The 19,429-nt window shown below is 38.7% G+C and carries 14 protein-coding genes, 1 pseudogene and 1 other annotated feature; of the genes and pseudogenes, 8 read left to right on the plus strand and 7 right to left on the minus strand.

Going from position 1 to position 19,429, the window contains the following annotated elements:
• Positions 1-15: 15 nt before the first annotated feature.
• The gene (gene hisJ / locus BMMGA3_RS12805; protein WP_003347382.1) at positions 16-810 is read left to right on the plus strand and encodes a histidinol-phosphatase HisJ; all 795 of its coding nucleotides are present in this window, start codon (positions 16-18) and stop codon (positions 808-810) included.
• A gap of 22 nt (positions 811-832) precedes the next feature.
• On the opposite strand, the gene refZ is transcribed toward hisJ, so the two are convergent.
• On the minus strand, positions 833-1,465 hold the full coding sequence (refZ, locus tag BMMGA3_RS12810) for a forespore capture DNA-binding protein RefZ (RefSeq protein WP_003347381.1): 633 nt from the start codon (positions 1,463-1,465) through the stop codon (positions 833-835).
• Positions 1,466-1,620: 155 nt separating this feature from the next.
• Here refZ and BMMGA3_RS12815 point away from each other — a divergent pair, with 155 nt between their 5' ends.
• A complete protein-coding gene (locus BMMGA3_RS12815) occupies positions 1,621-2,100 on the plus strand; it encodes a GAF domain-containing protein (protein WP_003347378.1) in 480 nt (159 codons plus the stop codon).
• Positions 2,101-2,196: 96 nt separating this feature from the next.
• Here BMMGA3_RS12815 and BMMGA3_RS12820 read toward each other — a convergent pair whose 3' ends face one another.
• Entirely contained in the window at positions 2,197-4,089 is a 1,893-nt protein-coding gene (locus tag BMMGA3_RS12820) for a sensor domain-containing diguanylate cyclase (RefSeq protein WP_003347376.1), read from the minus strand.
• A gap of 502 nt (positions 4,090-4,591) precedes the next feature.
• Between BMMGA3_RS12820 and rpsD the strand changes: the two genes are divergently transcribed.
• The gene (gene rpsD / locus BMMGA3_RS12825) at positions 4,592-5,194 is read left to right on the plus strand and encodes a 30S ribosomal protein S4 (RefSeq protein WP_003347373.1); all 603 of its coding nucleotides are present in this window, start codon (positions 4,592-4,594) and stop codon (positions 5,192-5,194) included.
• Positions 5,195-5,507: 313 nt separating this feature from the next.
• Positions 5,508-6,969: pseudogene (locus tag BMMGA3_RS12830) on the plus strand (aldehyde dehydrogenase family protein).
• 77 nt (positions 6,970-7,046) lie between these two features.
• Here BMMGA3_RS12830 and tyrS read toward each other — a convergent pair.
• Positions 7,047-8,306 carry a tyrosine--tRNA ligase gene (tyrS, locus tag BMMGA3_RS12835; protein ID WP_003347371.1) on the minus strand — a complete coding sequence of 420 codons (1,260 nt, stop codon included), beginning with the start codon at positions 8,304-8,306 and terminating at the stop codon, positions 7,047-7,049.
• Positions 8,307-8,369: 63 nt separating this feature from the next.
• Positions 8,370-8,584, minus strand: a binding site (T-box leader).
• Between the two features lie 144 nt (positions 8,585-8,728).
• Between tyrS and BMMGA3_RS12840 the strand changes: the two genes are divergently transcribed.
• Positions 8,729-11,623 (plus strand): transglycosylase domain-containing protein, encoded by a 2,895-nt coding sequence (locus BMMGA3_RS12840; protein ID WP_003347369.1) that lies wholly within the window; start codon positions 8,729-8,731, stop codon positions 11,621-11,623.
• Between the two features lie 52 nt (positions 11,624-11,675).
• Here BMMGA3_RS12840 and acsA read toward each other — a convergent pair whose 3' ends face one another.
• Both acsA and BMMGA3_RS12850 read right to left on the minus strand, forming a co-directional pair.
• Positions 11,676-13,394 carry an acetate--CoA ligase gene (gene acsA / locus BMMGA3_RS12845; protein WP_003347367.1) on the minus strand — a complete coding sequence of 573 codons (1,719 nt, stop codon included), beginning with the start codon at positions 13,392-13,394 and terminating at the stop codon, positions 11,676-11,678.
• 381 nt (positions 13,395-13,775) lie between these two features.
• Complete coding sequence (locus tag BMMGA3_RS12850) at positions 13,776-13,976, minus strand: IDEAL domain-containing protein (RefSeq protein ID WP_003347364.1); 201 nt, start codon at positions 13,974-13,976, stop codon at positions 13,776-13,778.
• A gap of 221 nt (positions 13,977-14,197) precedes the next feature.
• On the opposite strand from BMMGA3_RS12850, the gene BMMGA3_RS12855 reads away from it, so the two are divergent.
• The 3 genes from BMMGA3_RS12855 (at position 14,198) to BMMGA3_RS12865 (ending at position 16,812) form a co-directional block, all read left to right on the plus strand.
• Complete coding sequence (locus tag BMMGA3_RS12855) at positions 14,198-14,830, plus strand: GNAT family N-acetyltransferase (protein WP_003347362.1); 633 nt, start codon at positions 14,198-14,200, stop codon at positions 14,828-14,830.
• Positions 14,831-15,007: 177 nt separating this feature from the next.
• Positions 15,008-15,655, plus strand: a complete 648-nt coding sequence (locus BMMGA3_RS12860) for an acetoin utilization AcuB family protein (RefSeq protein WP_003347360.1) — start codon at positions 15,008-15,010, stop codon at positions 15,653-15,655.
• Positions 15,652-16,812: an acetoin utilization protein AcuC gene (locus BMMGA3_RS12865; RefSeq protein ID WP_003347358.1), complete on the plus strand. Its 1,161-nt coding sequence runs from the start codon at positions 15,652-15,654 to the stop codon at positions 16,810-16,812. The genes BMMGA3_RS12860 and BMMGA3_RS12865 overlap by 4 nt, the downstream gene beginning before the upstream one ends.
• A gap of 115 nt (positions 16,813-16,927) precedes the next feature.
• On the opposite strand, the gene ccpA is transcribed toward BMMGA3_RS12865, so the two are convergent.
• A complete protein-coding gene (gene ccpA / locus BMMGA3_RS12870) occupies positions 16,928-17,926 on the minus strand; it encodes a catabolite control protein A (protein ID WP_003347356.1) in 999 nt (332 codons plus the stop codon).
• Between the two features lie 363 nt (positions 17,927-18,289).
• On the minus strand, positions 18,290-19,366 hold the full coding sequence (locus tag BMMGA3_RS12875) for a bifunctional 3-deoxy-7-phosphoheptulonate synthase/chorismate mutase (RefSeq protein ID WP_003347354.1): 1,077 nt from the start codon (positions 19,364-19,366) through the stop codon (positions 18,290-18,292).
• Between the last annotated feature and the right edge of the window lie 63 nt (positions 19,367-19,429).

The following is a 19,429-nucleotide window of genomic DNA, read 5'->3' on the forward strand; positions in this document are numbered from 1 at the left end:
GGGAGGGTGGCAAAATTGAAAAAAGATGGGCATGTACATACCCCATATTGCCCTCATGGATCAAAAGATTCTTTTGAGGAATATATTGAACAAGCTATTTCGCTCGGGTTTGAGGAAATCACATTTGCAGAGCATGCACCATTGCCAAAAGGCTTTACCGATACAACCCCTACAAAAGACAGTGCGATGAACGATGACCAATTAGAAGCATATTTTGATGATCTCGAACGTATAAAAGCAAAATACCATGGACGAATAAAAATAAACACCGGGCTGGAAGTAGATTTTATAGAAGGGTACGAAGAAGAAATTAAAGACTTTTTAAATGTTGCCGGAAAAAGGCTTGATGATGCAATCCTCTCCGTCCACTTTTTAAAATTCAATCATCACTATGATTGTATCGACTACAGTCCAGGGGAATTTGAAAAAATAGCAAATAAATACGGGGGAGTAGATGAAATATATAAAAAATACTACGAAACATTAATGCTTTCAATTACCTCGGATCTTGGGCCATATAAACCGAAACGAATCGGCCACATCACGCTTATCCGGAAATTTCATCAAAAATTTCCGGCAACACATGAATTTAAGAATGAAATTGAAAATGTGCTCAATACGATAAAGAAATATAATTATGAGATTGACTATAACGGGGCAGGAACTAAAAAACCTCTTTGCAAGGAACCTTATCCCCCTGATTGGGTTGCGGAAAAAGCCATGCAACTGGGCATTCCTCTTGTCTATGGGTCGGATGCCCACCAGCGAAAAGAACTTGGCCAAGGCAGAGAAAAAATGAAATTTTTTTGAACAGCCGGCTTTTAGGAGCCGGTTATTTAATAGATAACTGCCGTTTCTCTAACGGATGATTACACAAAACTCCGTCAATCCACTGGAAAATTTCATGCAAATATTTTTTTGCAAAATATTTTTCATGCAGAAAAACATGCAAAACTTCTGTTACATAGTGGGTATTTAAAAATGGCATAGACAAAAGGCTTTTAAATTGTAAAATCAAATAAGAAACTGAATGGCTTCTAAACTCCTTCTGTTCCATACCTTTTTCGAAAATTTTATGAAAGAAGTAGCGCTCCTTAACATAATAGGTAGACATGATTTCTCGGACAACTTGAGAATCGATTGACATTTCCCTGAGTATAAACCTTGTTAAATGAATGTTTTTGCACTGGAATTCGATAACATTAGTGGCTATTTGTTTCAGGCAAAATGCAGCACCGGCATCTAAAAGGGAAAATCCTTTTTCAATTTCGGCCAGATAGTTTTCGAAAAATGCCGTAAAGCAATACTCTAACAGCCCGTGTTTATTTTTAAAATAATAAGCGATATTGGCAGGGTTCACATTTGCTTTATCGGCAATATCCCTCACTGATGTTCCACTGTAACCCTTTATATTGAACAATTCAATGGCTGCATTCACAATTGCGTCTTTTGAATTTTTTCGCACCCCGCTGCCCTCCCTCTCCGCCATTTATTCAGTCATACTTTACCATTCTTTATTTCTCTCAACTTTTCCTTTATTTAATTCTCGACAAAGTCTCCTCTTTTTCAGCTGTTTTTGATAGAATGTATAATAAAAATCCTGAAAGCAAGGTGAAAACGGTGTTTCAAGTCGAAAAATATCATGGTTCTAAAGAGGAAAACTATGAGCTTGTTATCAAGCAGCTTAAATCCCTCCTCGAAGGAGAAACAAATCGAATCGCTAATTTAAGCAATGCCTCAGCTTTATTAAAACAGTTTTTAGATCGTACGAATTGGGTAGGTTTTTATTTACTAGATGGGGAAGAGCTTGTTCTTGGCCCATTTCAAGGACTTCCTGCATGTGTCCGCATCCCTCTTGGCAAAGGAGTTTGCGGTACTTCCGCTAAATTGCGGAAAACAATCAGGGTAGAAGACGTCCATCTATTTCCTGGACATATCGCATGTGACCCAGCCTCCCAATCAGAAATCGTTGTGCCTATGATCAAAAACGGAGAATTATTGGGAGTTCTTGATATCGATTCCCCGGAAAAAAATCGTTTCGATGAATTAGATCAGGAGAAATTGGAAAAATTCACAGAAGTGCTCGTACAATATTTATAAAAAGATAGCGGCCCATAAGGAATATGATTTTTCCTATTGAGCCGCTTTTCGTTAGCACTTGCGCTGAATTATCATTTTATCATACACTTTTAGTTCTTAAACCTTCAGCCCAGTGTCTTCTTCTTGTATAACCACCTTGTTTTTTCCGGTGCCCTTTGCAATATAAAGTGCTTTGTCTGCACGTTTGAATAAGCTTTTTAAAGTATCACCACTTTCGGATGTCCAGTATGAAACACCGCAGGAAATTGTTATTGGCGGGTTGGTATTTTCGGACACCTTCTTGACCAGCCTCTCAGCAATTAAAGCACCTGTTTCGATAGAAATTTGCGGCAAATAAATGGCCAGCTCTTCACCGCCCCATCTGGCGCCAATATCCGTGTCCCTAATATTGCCAAGAATCAAATTCGCCACTTGTACAAGAACTTCGTCCCCAACTTGATGGCCGTAAGTATCATTAATCAATTTAAAATTATCAATATCAATTAAAATAAATGTACCCATTTCATCTTCAGCCATAGAAAGATGTATGCGCTCATCCAAATAATTGCGGGAATAAAGCTTTGTCAGATGGTCCGTTACAACCATTCTTTCAAGCTCCTCCCGAAGCATCGAATTGGTGAGCGCCAGTGTTGAATGGTGAATCAGCGATTGAAGCAATTTAAATGTTTCAAACGTAAAATGATAAGGTTCGCGATGCATAACAAGGGTAAACCCTTTCAATTTTTCGCTTTGTACCATCGGAACAGCCATTATGGACCTGAACCGCTCCCTTGTCATTTCAAGTTGCAGATTCAAATCTCCAATAAAAAGAGAGTCTTTTTCTTTTTGAATTTTATTTTTTATATATTTAATATATTGATTCGCAGGCTCCGTAAAGAAAAACGAGGTGCTTCCTTTCACAACATCATATTTCTCATAATCTTCGAAAAGAATAATAAATCCAACTTCCTGTGCATCAAACGAATTAATGATCTGCTCAGACATATATGTCATCATTTCAGTCAGCCGTAGGTTTGAATTAAGCCGTTTCGATGTTTCATTAATCAATTGAAGGTCGGCGATTAATTTTCTTGATTGCTGGTACAGCTGCGCATTTTCAAGTGCTCCGCCGGCTGTATTTGCAAGAAGGGCAATAAATTCAACTTCGTTCTTAGGAAAGACTAGAGAATCCGGCGCAATAACCTGCAAAACACCGTATACACCCTGCTTTCCTTTTAAAGGTGCATAAAGTACGGACCGTTTCTCCTGCAAAGAATCTTCAAATTGGATTGTACCAGTTACATATGCCTGCATTGCAGCAATATTTTCACTATCATACTCAAGGTCTTTAATCGGCAGGTCTCCATGACTATTATTATCATGGGACAGGAGCAAATAATATGTAAAGGTTGGATAAACTTCCTGCAGGGTGTAAATGATCTCTCCTAAAACATCATCTATTTTCATTGAAGAGTGAAATTTCTCCGTCACCCGGAAAAGCTGCTTATATCTTTTTTTTTCAGTCACAATTTTTGTCAGCGATTGAATTTTAATGAGAAAAATCCCGCATTGCTCGCTTAACTCTTTTAGAAATTCATCTGAAAAATGCTCGAAGCTAGATGGAATGGCTTCTTTTAAGGTTAATAAACCGAAACAATTTTCTTCTCTGCAAATAAATAAGAACAAATCATCAGTTTCAAAACCCGGAAACGGAAGATGATTTCGATAAACTGAGTTTCTTTGGGCCAATTTTTCGAACTCGGAACATGAAATTTTCCGGGGAATAAACGTGTTTTTGAAATTTCTGTTCGTAGAAGACTCTACGACAAGCCTCCTACTCCATTCATTACAGCTATAGAGATTCACTTCAGCAGCATTCATTATACTTCTGATAGCACCCAGCATTTCTTCAATTAAAACATCATAGTTAAATAAGCCTTTTTCAGGATCAATTATATCAAACAATCGGCTTTTTAAATTCAGAATCATATGGCTTTCAAGCAGATCCATTCCATCATCACCTAATTATCTCTGCAGAGTTAAAAATTTATGGCTCCGTATTCAAAATTTCTTTCCCTATAACTTTTATTGTATATATGTATAAGTAAAATGACCTATAGAAAACTCCTTTTCTCATACAAATGTAACAACTTTATACCATTTTTTTAAATAAATTACTCTTTTTCACAAAAACTGTAATTTTTATTATATCATATCTTTTTTCATCATTTCTCATATAAGAAAAAATATTTAGTTTAACCGACGATTCATTCGAAAAAAACCTTGACTTTTCATTTTCAAAAAATATATAATGTTCTTTGTGTAAAATATTGCAGCCTGTGTGAACACCTTAGTGTTTCATTTTGTTCCTCGTAAGAGACATTCTCTACGATGGTGTATTGGGTAACCCTCTGCTGCTGGGGCGAAGGTACATGAAAACAAAATGTGCACAATTGTTGTTTCACAACTGTTTTTATTTTACGTAAATAAGAACAAAAAGGAGGAGTCTTTCATGGCTCGTTATACAGGTCCAACTTGGAAAATTTCCCGCCGTCTTGGAATTTCCCTAAGCGGTACCGGAAAAGAATTAGAAAAGCGTCCTTACCCACCTGGACAACATGGTCCAAACCAACGCAAAAAGCTTACTGAATATGGAGTGCAATTGCAAGAAAAACAAAAACTTCGTCATATGTACGGAGTAAACGAACGCCAATTCCGTAACCTTTTTGACAAAGCCGGAAAAATGCCTGGTATTCACGGTGAAAACTTCTTGATTCTTCTTGAATCACGTTTAGACAACGTTGTTTACCGTTTAGGTTTAGCTCGTACTCGTCGTCAAGCTCGCCAACTTGTAAACCACGGACATATTTTAGTAGATGGTTCACGTGTAGACATCCCATCTTACCGTGTAACACCTGGTCAAACAATTAGCGTTCGTGAAAAATCACGCAACCTTGACATCATTAAAGAAGCAGTTGAACTAAACAACTTCGTTCCTGACTTCTTATCTTTTGACGCTGACAAATTAGAAGGAACATTCACTCGCTTGCCTGAGCGTTCTGAACTTCCTGCTGAAATTAACGAAGCTCTTATCGTTGAGTTCTACTCTCGTTAATAGCATGAAAACCAGCCATGTTTGGCTGGTTTTTTTTTGCACTCAAGAGTTCCAAATTTGCGGGAGAAAGCAGGAAATTTGAGATTTTAAAGAAATGGTATTAAGATATATTCGAAAACGTTTACAACCAATGGAGGTTTTTTACTGAATAAAATCTGAGAGCATAATAGAATTGAATTGATATTCATTTTATGAAATGGTCTTTATAAAGATACGAGATTTTATGGATCTCTCGCAGGTTTAATCCCTGTCTTAGACCACCTGGAATGCAATAACTACGTAGATTTTCAACCGAGAAGGGAGCATGCATTGTATGAAGCAGTATCTGGAACTAAATAAAAGTTTTATAAATGGCGAATGGGTTGAAGGATTAAGCTCAAAATCTTGTGATATTTTAAATCCATATGATGATTCTGTCATTACAACAGTTAATTTAGCCACAAAAGAACAAACACAGGAAGCTTTTGAAGCAGCGCAGCAAGCGCAAAAAAAAATGGGCGAAATCTTCGGTAGAGGAAAGAAAAGCTGTCATCCGAAAAGTATTAGAGTATTTTAAAGAAAATAAAGAAGCAATTTTAGAGGCCTTGGTAGTTGAAACGGGCAGCGCGTATGTAAAAGCGGAAATGGAATATCAAGTTACGTTAGACGAATTAATAGAAGCGGAAAAAATGACAGAAGAAATTTATACGTATAGAGAAGCTCCTTCTCCTATCGAAGGAAAAACGAATCGAATTTATCGATTGCCGATTGGAGTAATTTCATCGATTGCTCCATTTAATTTCCCATTATTTATATCGATGAGAACCATCGCTCCTGCGATTGCATTAGGTAATGCGGTCGTTCATAAACCGGATTTGAAAACCGCCTTAACCGGAGGCTCGATTTTTGCGGCAGCGTTTGAATATGCTGGATTGCCTAAAGGTGTACTTAATGTGATTTTAACGAATTCGAGAGAAATCGGAGATGAAATGTTAACAAACCCTCATGCTAAGTTGGTCAGCTTCACTGGATCCACAGAAGCAGGAAAGCGTGTAGGAGCTGTCGCTGGTGGAGCTTTAAAACGGGTGGCATTAGAATTAGGCGGAAATGGCCCATTTGTCGTGTTGAGTGATGCTGATGTAGATCGCGCAGTAGAGGCAGCGATATTCGGAAAATATTTACATCAAGGCCAAATTTGTATAATCGCGAATAGATTCATTGTTCATAAAGATTTGTATGATGAATTTGTACAGAAATTTGTGGAACGAGCAAAAGAGTTGCCATATGGCGATCCGCGGAATCGTGAAAATGTGATCGGGCCAATCATCGATCAACGTCAGTTAGAAAAAGCATTAAAAATAATTGAAGAAGCGAAAGCGGAAGGAATTCCGTTGGCATTAGAAGGGAAACGCGTAGGTAATATATTAACGCCACATGTTTTTGTAGATGTGGATAATGACAGCAAGTTAGCTCAAACAGAAGTGTTCGCACCAATTGCAATCATGATTAAAGCAGAAACGGATGAACAAGCGATTGAATTGGCGAATAGAACTGAATATGGTTTAAGTTCGGCTATATTTACATCTGATCTAGAAAAAGGAACAAAACTAGCTTTAGAGATTGATAGCGGAATGACGCATGTAAATGACCAATCGGTTAACCTTCAATCGAGTATGCCTTTTGGAGGAACAAAAGCGAGTGGATTAGGCCGTTTTGGTAATCCATGGATTGTAGAAGAGTTTACAGTGACAAAATGGGTATCCGTTCAACATCAATATCGCAAATTTCCGTTTTAAGAAGATAAAAAGCAAGGGGATAACATCTCCTTGCTTTTATTATAAAATAGTGTCACACTCCGGAAGACTTATGCTGATTAATATTTAATTAGGTGATATTTCTTTTTGCCGCGGCGAATTACCGTAAATTGCCCTTCAATCCTGTCTTTTTCTCCTAATACATAACCTAAATCCGTAATGCGCTCACCATTTACATAAATCGCTCCATTTGTAACATCTTCACGGGCCTGGCGCTTTGATGGAGAGATTTTAGCCGCTACCAGCAAGTCGACAATTCCAATTTCCTCACCAGAGACATGCTCATATGATGGTACCTCTTTAAAACCCTGCTTAATTTCTGCTGCAGATAAATCCTTCACGTCGCCGCTAAACAGCGCTTCAGAAATCTTTATGGCTTGCTGCAGTGCTTCTTCCCCGTGAATCAGGCGTGTCATCTCTTCTGCAAGAGCTTTTTGAGCTTTGCGTAGGTGAGGCTCTTCCTGTACAGATTTTTCAAGCTCCTCAATTTCTTCTCGAGAAAGGAACGTAAAGTATTTCAAGTATTTCACAACATCTGCATCTGCTGTATTAATCCAAAATTGATAGAACTCATAAGGAGATGTTTTCTCCGGATCAAGCCAAACTGCTCCACTTTCTGTTTTTCCAAACTTTGTCCCGTCTGCTTTAGTTACAAGCGGGATCGTTAAACCGTATGCTTTAGCACCTTCCGGCTGAATTTTTCGGATAAGCTCAAGACCGGTTGTGATATTGCCCCATTGGTCGCTTCCGCCAATTTGCATTTTACAATTATGGTGTTCATACAAATGCAAAAAGTCCATCGCCTGTAAAATCGTATACGTGAACTCTGTGAAAGAAATGCCTGTTTCAAGGCGGGAAGCAATTGTATCTTTTGCCAGCATATAGTTGACGCCTACATGTTTTCCGTAGTCACGAAGGAACGTAACAACATCCATTGAACCGATCCAATCGTAGTTATTAACAAGAATCGCTCCGGATTCACCGTCAAAGTCAAAAATTTTATGAAGTTGCTTTTCGATTGCTTTCACATTGTATTTAATCGTTTCTAGCGTTTGCAGCTTTCTCTCCTCGCTCTTACCGCTCGGATCGCCGATTAGTCCTGTTGCTCCGCCTACTAGCACAATTGGACGGTGGCCTTCATTTTGAAAACGGCGCAGCGTCAAAAACGGCAGCAGATGCCCGATATGCATACTGTCTGCAGTCGGGTCAATACCGCAGTATAATGAAATTTTCTCTTTATTTAAGATGTCCTTAATTCCTTCTTCATCGGTTTGCTGATAAATAATTCCTCTCCATTGCAAATCTTCCAGCAAATTCATGACTGTCATCCTCCTTAAACTATAAATTTGCAATTGAACAAAACAAAAAGCCCCTGCAAATAATGCAGGGACGCAAGACGCGCGGTACCACCCATATTGAGGACATATTTTGTCCTCCACTCATTAAAGATAACGGCTTAGCCGTTTACTGCTACTAGCATCCTTCACAGCAAATGCTCGAGGAGGTAATTCATGATTCTATATGTACCGGCTTGCAGCAACCGCCGGCTTTCTGAAACAGGGATAGAACCACTACTTGTTCCCGTCATCGCTTACTCATTATAAATTTGCGATAAAACATTCTTATCATACTTTCCATGTAATGTCAATCACATACATGAAATTTCAGAAAAATGTTGAATCTTGTCATCTTAGAAACTTTGATATGCTATAATGTATGTGGTTTTAGGGGGGCTGATCATATGAGCAATAATCATATTTGGAAGGAACGATTGAGGTCATGGCTCAACCTTTTTACAAATAAAAAAACGATTAAAGGAGCACGAATCACTTATCATGTTATATGGAATTTATTTCTTATTTTTTTAATTGTGATTGTGCTTGGAAGTGCATTTGCCGGCGGAGTCGGTGCCGGTTATTTCGCTTCCCTTGTAAAAGATGAGCCTATACGTTCTTATAAGAATTTGAAAAAAGAGATATATAACTACGAGGAAACTTCGAAGCTGTATTTTGCCAACAATGTTTATTTAGGCAAGCTGCGGAGTGATCTTGATCGCGAAGAAGTAAAACTTGACCAGGTTTCAGAATATTTAATTGATGCGCTCATTGCAACAGAAGACGAATATTTTTATAAACATGACGGTGTGGTTCCAAAAGCAATCTTTCGCGCAATTTTGCAGGAAGTGACAAATTCATCTGCCCAAACAGGCGGAAGCACATTGACACAACAGTTAATAAAAAATCAGATTTTAACAAATGAAATTTCCTTTGAACGAAAAGCAAAAGAAATATTATTGGCTCTCCGGTTAGAAAAATTTTTTAAAAAAGATGAAATTTTAGAAGCCTACTTAAATGTTGCAACATTCGGCCGCAATTCTTCAGGAAGGAATATTGCCGGCGCACAAGCAGCGGCCAAAGGTATTTTCGGTGTGAATGCAAAAGATTTAAACCTGCCCCAAGCTGCTTTTATTGCAGGACTTCCCCAGAGCCCGTTTGCATACACTCCTTTTACGAATAAAGGGGAGATAAAAGAAAACCTTGAACCTGGCTTAAAAAGAATGAAAACGGTTTTAAAAAGGATGTATGAGAGCGGGAAAATCAATCAGAAACAGTACAAAGAAGCCCTTGCCTATGATATTACGAAAGATTTTGCACCATATATTCCTAGCCCGCAGGAACAATATCCTTGGTTGACGTTTGAAATTGAAAAGAGGGCCAAAGAAATTTTAGGAAAAATTTTAGCAAAAAAAGACGGATATGAAGAACAGGATCTTGAATCCAATCAACAATTACAGGAAGAATATATGGCTCTTGCCGACAGGAATCTCCGTCAAAACGGATATGAGATTCATACGACAATTGATAAAAAAATCTATGACGCAATGCAAAAAGTAAAAGATCATTACCCTTATTACGGCCCTGATAAACCTCAAGAAATAACCGATCCTGAAACAGGCGAAAAAAAGACAATCATGGAGCCTGTAGAAGTCGGAGCAATTCTGATTGAAAACAAAACTGGCAAAATCATCAGTTTTGTCGGCGGCCGCGATTATAAACGGGAAAAATTAAATCATGCAACAAGTGCTGTCCGCCAAAATGGATCAACAATGAAACCTCTGCTCGTTTATGCACCTGCCTTTGAGCTTGGAAAAGCAGCTCCAGGTACGATTTTGCCTGACGTTCCTTTATATCTTAATCCAAGCTTGAACCGCCCATGGCCAACGAACTACGACAAACGATACAACGGCTTAGTTCCAGCAAGATACGCTCTAGCAAAGTCATTTAACGTTCCTGCAGTTAAATTGTACAAAGATATTATCGGGTATAGGCCTGCTGAGTATTTAAAAAAGATGGGCTTTACATCGCTTGTTGAGCCGGATTTTACAAACTTGGCAACAGCAATCGGATCATTGGAGAACGGAGTAACAGTTGAAGAAAATACAAATGCTTTTGGGACATTTGCAAATGGCGGGAAGTTCATTGATGCCTATTTAATTGATAAAATTACTGATAAAAACGGAAAAGTCATTTATCAGCATGAAGTGAAGCCGGTAGAAGTTTTCAGCCCCCAAACGGCTTATTTAACTCTTGATATGATGAGAGACGTTATTAAGAGAGGTACTGCAGCCTCCTTGAACAGCAGATTGAAATTCAGATCAGATTGGGCAGGAAAGACTGGAACAGGAAATCAATTCTATGATTCCTGGTTTGTCGCAACCAATCCAAACGTAACTTTTGGAATCTGGACCGGTTATGATACGCCTAAATCATTAAATACCCCCGGTTTAAGTTACAGCTTACGCAACTTATATTTATGGGCTGACCTGATAAATGCTGCTTATGATATAAATCCTAAGCTTGTGGACCCCGATGAACAATTCAAGATGCCAGGCGGTATTGTAAGGCGGTCATTCTGTGCAACATCTGGTTTATTGCCTTCCAATGCTTGTGTAAGAGCAGGCCTCGTGGAAACAGATTTATTTAATGCCAAATTTGTGCCGACAAAAGTTGATGATAGTTTAATAGAAGGGAAGTTTGTCCGTGTAGGTGATAAAAAATATTTAGCTTTGGATTCAACACCGGCAGAATTTGCAGAGTCAGGATTAATTCTGAATCCTGATTACATTGAAAAAATATTCGGCATTAAAGCTAATCCCCAACAGCTTATTCCAAAGAATGGCCGTTGGTCAAAAATTTTAGTTCCTGAGAATAAGCTTGCAGAAAACGGCCGAAAACCGGGAGCTTTAAATATAAAAAGTTCGGGTAATTTGATTATCTGGCCAATGCATCCGGATTACGATGTCATCGGCTATCGTGTTTATAAAAATGGAGCAAAAGTTTCAAGCATAAAAGCCGGCTCCTCTTTATCCTTTAACGCAACTGAAGGAAGCTATTATGTAACTGCAGTCGATATAGCTGGAAATGAATCTCCTCCTTCTAACATGATTGTAATCGAAAAAAAAACTGATCCAAAACCTGAAATTCCTCCTGCAGGAAAAGGTCTCGGTAAAGGAAATGGCGGACCATCCGGTGGAAAAGGCCAAATCCCTCCTCGAAATGGAAATAACAACGGAAGCGGCGGCAGCACCGGGGAACCGCCTTCAGTTGAAAATGGAAATACCGTAAATGGTCAATAGAATATAAAAAAAGGCTGATTCAAACAAATGAATCAGCCTTTTTGCTTTTAAATTAATCTTCCATTGTAGAAAGATCTCCTGTTGGCAAGTTGAGCTCCCATGCTTTGAGAACACGGCGCATGATTTTTCCGCTACGGGTCTTTGGAAGCTTATCACGAAATTCAATTTCTCTTGGAGCAGCGTGTGCAGCCAGACCTTTTTTAACAAATTGGCGGATATCCTCTTTCAGTTCTTCAGTGGCTTCATATCCATCCCGTAAGGCAATGAATGCCTTAATAATTTCACCTCGAACAGGATCCGGTTTACCAATTACCCCTGCTTCGGCAACAGCCGGATGTTCAATAAGCTTGCTTTCCACTTCAAATGGACCAACACGCTCACCAGATGTCATAATGACATCGTCGACCCGGCCCTGGAACCAGAAATAACCGTCTTCATCCATATAAGCAGAGTCACCGGAAATATACCAATCTCCCGGTAAAAAGTAAGATTCATATTTTTGCGGATTATTCCAAATGGCATGCATCATTGAAGGCCAGCCTTTTTTAATCGCCAGATTTCCCATCCGATATGGCGGCAATTCGTTACCCTGATCATCAACAATCGCAGCTTTTACACCTGGAATTGGTTTACCCATTGATCCCGGTTTAATATCCATGCATGGATAATTACAAATAAGATGGGCGCCAGTTTCTGTCATCCACCATGTATCATGAATGCGAATGTTAAATACTTTCATCCCCCATCTTATCACTTCTGGATTAAGCGGCTCGCCAACGCTTAGAATGTGGCGGAGGCTGCTCAAGTCGAACTTTTTAACGATTTCATCGCCTGCACCCATCAACATTCTAAATGCAGTCGGTGCACTGTACCAGACAGTAACTCCAAATTCTTCAATCATTTTGTACCACGTTTCAGGGTTAAAACGCCCGCCAATAATCACATTAGATGTACCTGTAAGCCATGGACCGAATATACCGTATGAAGTTCCTGTTACCCAGCCAGGGTCAGCTGTACACCAATAAACATCCTCCTCTTTTAGATCAAGCACCCACTTTGCAGTTTGATAATGCTGGATCATTGCATTATGGACATGCAACACGCCTTTTGGCTTCCCGGTTGAACCTGAAGTATAATGAAGAATCAGCCCATCTGTCCGATCAACCCATTCAATATCCAATTGTTTGCTTGCTTCGGCCAGCCTTTTGTTAAAATCAATATACGGCCCCTGCTCTTCAATATTATTGCCGACAAGGAAAATAGTTTTTAATTCTGGAAGTTCTTTCACAGGAACTCTTTCTAGAAGTTCAGGAGTTGTCACAAGAACTTTAGCTCCGCTGTCTTCAAGACGGTCGCGGACTGCACCTTCCATGAAAGCTTCAAACAGCGGTCCGACAATAGCTCCAATTTTAATAGCTCCTAGGATTGCAAAATATAGTTCAGGAGAACGAGGCATAAAAATAAACACCCTGTCGCCTTTTTCAACATTGCCATAAGTTTTAAGGATGTTGCCTGCTTTATTTGAGTATTCTTTCATTTCTTTAAACGTATATTTCTCATTGCGGGAACCATCCCGGTAATAAAGAGCAATCTTATTTTTCCTAAAAGATTCTGCATGGCGGTCTATCGCTTCATAAGCCATATTCACCCGACCGGTTTCATACCATGTAAAATGTTTTTCAGTTTCCTTCCAATCAAACCGATCATACATTTCCTCATAATTTTCTAAATTATGGGTCCCTTTTGTCGCTGGCAGCGTTTCGACTTTCATGCCATATCCCCCTTTTTAGTTAGTTTGTCCTTATTATAATTATAACTTTTTTTCTCAATTTTTAAAATATTCTTTTCCTATTTAATTGAAAAACTTTTACGAAATATTGTTGGAAATACTATTACAGATTTCAAGGTTTGGGGAGAAGTGGAATAAAAATCATTACTGGCAATAAATAAAGAAAAATCCAATCATTCGACGATGGGTACATTTCCACCAATGATACAATAGTAAAATAATTTTATATTATTTCAATTATGCCAAATTAATATACTCTAATTGACATTTAAAAATAAATAAAAAAAGGAAGAAGTGATTTACATCTTCCCCTTTTATTAATTCTTTTTATGTCAAAATCATCTCGATAAACATACAACCGTTTTAAGAAATATTCTTTAATTCCTCTGTTAATCGTAAGAATTCTTCCTTGTTTTTATTTCGTAATGATTCGTCGATTTTATTTTTAATTTGCTTTTTCCGGAAATTATGGAGAGCCTTGTCAAGCACCATTTCAGCAAATAGAGAATCCAGGATTTTACCTTCCGATTGTTGTGGAGCATTAAGAAAATACTTTTTTTCCATTAGATCTCAACTCCTTAACTCCTTTTTTTTATTATAATATTAATTTTCTTAGTTTTCATTAGTTTTTAAATATTTTTGAGTTTGTTTTTTTTAGGAATAAGGCTATAATATCCCAATAACACCCAAGACCCTATTTCAGAAAATTTTGTGAAAACGCTTTGATTTGTAAGATTTTTTGTATAATAGTGTTAACCATTATTTGTTTTCCGGGTGGGTGACTAATGGAACATAAAAAAACATATAACGCAATGGAAATGAAAACGCCTCATGGCGACTTAAAAATAGAGGGCCCTATAACACCTGAAAAACTGGCAGGTTATGAATTTCATAATGACCTAGTTGCTTTTCGGCCTCCCGAACAGCAGCATAAAGCTTTAATTGAAATTGCCGGACTGCCTGAAGGAAGAATTATCATAGCAAGGCAAAGGCAAACAATTGTAGGATATGTAACCTTTTTATACCCTGACCCGTTAGAACGATGGTCGGAAGGGAATATGGACAATCTGATCGAGCTCGGAGCAATTGAGGTAATCCCCCAGTTTAGAGGATATTCTGTCGGAAAAAATCTTCTAAGAGTATCTATGATGGATGATGCAATGGAAGATTATATTATTATAACAACTGAATATTATTGGCACTGGGATTTAAAAGGAACAGGACTAAATGTCTGGGAATACAGAAAGGTCATGGAAAAAATGATGAATGCCGGCGGCCTTGAATATTATGCGACTGACGACCCTGAGATATGTTCTCATCCCGCAAATTGCCTGATGGCAAGAATTGGGAAGAGAGTAGATGATGATTCCATTCAAAAATTTGACCGGCTGCGCTTTAAGAATCGGTTTATGTATTAAGAAAAGCGGAAGCGGCTCGTTCAGCCCCGACAAGCATAAGACGAATCACGCAGGAGGTTGTTAAAACCTCTGGAGTGATTTGGCTTTTGACCTCGAGGGGCTTGCCGCTGCAGCTGGACAATAAGAAAAGCAGAGAGCGACCGGAGCTGAGCAATAGAAAGTCGGAGGTGATAATAGATGCTTGTGGAAGAAATTATGATAACTAAAGTAGTAACATTATTTCCTGACAACACGATTGCGGATGCTATTTCGCTTATGCGTGAAAAGAAAATCCGCCATCTTCCGATCGTTAATCAGCAAAATCAATTAGTCGGTTTAGTTTCTGATAGGGATCTTAAAGAAGCTGCTCCATCAATATTGGAAGCAAAAGAGCGAATAGATACTTTGGAAAAACCATTGGAAATTGTCATGAAAACGGACATCATCACAGGTCATCCTCTCGATTTCGTTGAAGAAGTCGCTGCCCTCTTTTATGAACATAAGATCGGATGCCTGCCCATACTGAAAGACAACAGGCTTGTAGGCATTATTACTGAAACAGATCTATTTCACACACTTGTGGAATTAACAGGGGCCCATCAGCCTGGGTCACTAATTGAAGTAAAAGTTCCAAACAAAGCAGGAATGCTATGGGAAATTGCCGATGTCATACGCAACCATAACGCTAACATTCAAAGCGTTCTTGTTTATCCTGATAAGAAAGAAGAAGGATATAAAATATTGGTTATAAGGGTGCAAACGATGAATCCTATCAATATCATAAACGATCTCAAAAAAGCAGGCCACCACGTATTATGGCCCAACTTTCCGGGGATCCAATTATGAAAGACAGTTCAATCTTTGTATTTTCTGAAGAATTGCTGAACTATAAATTCAGCAGTCATCACCCTTTTAATCAATTTCGCTTAAAGCTGACATTGGACTTATTATTTAAACTCAATGCAATAGATGAAAAACAAATCGTTCAGCCCCGTTCAGCAACAGAAGAGGAACTTTACTTAATCCACGACCCCGATTATGTCAACGCTGTAAAATTGGCAGGGCAAGGGTTGCTTGACAGCAATACCGCTGAGAATTACGGGCTGGGCACGGAAGACACTCCAATCTTCCCAAATATGCATGAAGCAAGCTCTTTACTTGTTGGAGGAACGTTAACTGCAGTCGACTACGTTATGGAAGGAAAAGCAACACACGCACTCCATCTCGGCGGCGGCCTCCATCATGGATTCAGAGGAAAAGCCTCTGGATTTTGCATTTATAATGACAGTTCCATTGCCATTAAATATTTGCAGAAAAAATATCATGTACGGGTTCTCTATATAGATACAGATGCCCACCACGGAGATGGTGTGCAATGGGCATTTTACGATGACCCAACTGTCTGTACATTGTCGATTCATGAAACAGGACGCTATCTATTTCCTGGAACTGGAAACGTAAATGAAAGAGGGCAAGGAAAAGGATACGGGTACTCCTTTAACATTCCGGTGGACGCTTTTACAGAAGATGAATCATGGCTTAATGCTTATACAAATGCTGTCCGCGAAATTGCAGATTTTTTTAAACCTGATGTAATTCTGACCCAAAATGGTGCTGATTCACATTATTATGATCCACTTACTCATTTATCAGCTACCATGAAAATCTACCGGGAAATTCCGAAGTTGGCACATGAAATTGCTCATCAATATTGTAATGGCCGGTGGATCGCCGTAGGTGGCGGAGGCTATGATATTTGGCGAGTGGTTCCAAGAGCCTGGGCGTTAATCTGGCTTGAGATGACAGAAAACTCAAATTGTTACGGTAGTTTACCTGAGGATTGGATAAAATTATGGCAGGATAAAGCGCCGGTCGTTTTACCATCCGAATGGGATGATCCTGAAAATCTGTATCCCCCCATCCCCCGAAAGCCAGAAATTACAGAAAAAAATGCTCAAACACTGGAAAACGCACTTTATCCTATCCGAAGCCAGAAAAAATAAAAGACAAAAAATGAATCATTGTAGACAAAAAACGACGGGGCTAGTCATGCTCCGCCGTTTTTGTGAAGTCAACCTGATCATGATTCAGATCGGGAATTGTTTTAGCAATACTTTTTTATTTTGTTGAGCGCCGGAATTCAATTCGGTGCGGCAGTATTACAATTTGATCTGATACCTCTTCTTTATTCATCAGCTTTGTTAAAAGCCGCATAGCAACCGCTCCAATATCATACAATGGCTGAACAACCGTTGTAAGCTGAGGCCTTACCATTAAAGTTAATCTCGTATTATCAGAACTGATCACTTCGAAATCATCAGGGATTTTATAGCCCTTATCCTCGGCTCCGTGTATGACTCCTAGTGCCATTTCATCGGAACCGACAAAAATTGCAGTCGGTCTTGCATCCATTTCAAGCAATTTTTCTATCGCTTCAATCCCCGAATCATAAGTGTAATCGCCTTCTATAATAAGATCTTCACGAAATGGTATTCCATAATTTTCAAGTGCCCGCTTATAACCTGCCAGCTTTTTCTCTTTATTAATTGGCTCATGAAGAGGGCCGATAACAAAAGCAATTTCCTTATGCCCTTTTTCAATAAAAGATTGAACAACATCATAAGCTGCTTGTTCGTAGTCAATATTCACTGATGGAATTTTTTCCGTTTCTTCAATTGAACCTGCCAATACAATTGGGACTGGGGATTTTTCAAACTCTTCAACATGCTCGGAAGAAATATTTCCACTCATAAAGACAATTCCATCCACCTGTTTACCAAACATCGTATTTAGCAAATGCAATTCCTTTTCTTTATTCTGGTCAGAATTACTCAAAATAATATTATATTTATACATTGTGGCAATATCTTCGATACCTCTCGTAAGCTCAGCAAAAAAAGTGCTTGAAATATCAGGGATAATAACACCGACTGTTGTCGTCTTCTTACTGGCTAATCCCCTTGCCACAGCATTTGGGCGGTAGCCAAGCCGTTCAATGACTTCCATTACTTTCTTTCTTGTGGCAGGTTTAACATTCGGGTTCCCGTTAACGACCCGTGAAACCGTTGCCATTGATACGTTTGCTTCTCTTGCAACATCGTATATTGTTACATTCATGCAACCCACTCCTTCATTTGATACACACGGATTCAATTTTCTTTATTTTACTGCAATTAAAAAAAACTAAACCTTTTACTAAAAGATTGCAATCCGCTAAACAAGTCTATTTATGTATTTTTATCATACGACAGTCCGGAAAATGCCGCAATCACAAGCCGACAAATTTATCAATTTTGTGACAAAAATGTGAAAATTTTAATAAAAACGACATAAGAAAAAGAGGCTGGTCCAAAACTAAGAACCAGCACCCTTAGTTACTTTATTTTGAAAACATGATCAATGTTTCCACAATATTTAGTAACTGCAGACCGGAGCCAGGCACTTATGGGTCAGCCTCTTCTTGCATTAATATTTCATTTCTTATACTCTTGCCAAAACAGACTTTTTAATTTCGCGGTAGAATTCGTCAAATTGCTTCAAGTCCATTTGCTGGGCAGAATCTGACAGCGCTACTGCAGGGTCAGGATGAACTTCTGCCATTACTCCATCTGCTCCAATCGCTAACGCTGCTTTCGCTGCAGGGAGCAACAAGTCTCTTCTTCCGGTAGAATGTGTAACGTCAACAAAAACCGGAAGATGGGTTTCCTGTTTTAAGATTGGCACCGCTGAAATATCAAGAGTATTTCTTGTTGCCCGTTCATAAGTGCGGATTCCCCTCTCACAAAGAATGATTTGTCCATTGCCATGCGCCATAATATATTCCGCTGCATTAATAAATTCCTCAATCGTTGCCGCTAAACCTCTCTTTAATAGAACAGGTTTATTTACAGCACCTGCTGCCTTTAATAAGTCAAAGTTCTGCATATTGCGTGCGCCTATTTGAATGACATCAATATATTGGACAGCAGTTTCAATATCAGCTGGATTCGTGATTTCGCTAATTACAGCTAAATCATATTCATCCGCAATCCGCTTTAAAATTTTTAAGCCTTCTAACCCAAGTCCTTGGAAGTCATAAGGTGATGTACGCGGTTTGTAAGCTCCGCCGCGCAAAAGCTTCAACCCTTTTGCTTTTACTGATTCAGCAACAGTCGCCACTTGTTCATATGATTCAACTGCACATGGACCGAAAACAAAGTGCGGATTTCCATCGCCAATTTTCTCGCCTTTTAGATCGATCACTGTATTATCCGGTTTTTTCTTGCGGGAAACTAGCAATGCTTTACGATGATCATCTTTTTGCAATTCTAAGCCGGCTTTAAAAATTTCTTTAAAAATATGTTCAATTGTTGAGTTTTCGAAAGGTCCATCATTATTTTCCTTAATTAAATCAAGCATTTTTCGTTCACGCACTGGATCATAACGAAAAACTCCCTGAGTCTCTTTCACACGACCAATTTCTTGGACAAGTCGAGCTCTTTCATTAATTAATGATAAAAGCTCCAAATTCAATTCATCGACACGCTGACGCAACTGATCAAGTTCTTTATTGCTCATCTTCTTTCCGTCCTTTCAAAATAATTATAAATCAGAAATCATGTTTAGCAGAGTTGTGAATAT

The organism is Bacillus methanolicus MGA3 (genome assembly GCF_000724485.1).
GTDB classification, from domain to species: Bacteria; Bacillota; Bacilli; order Bacillales; family Cytobacillaceae; genus Bacillus_Z; species Bacillus_Z methanolicus_A.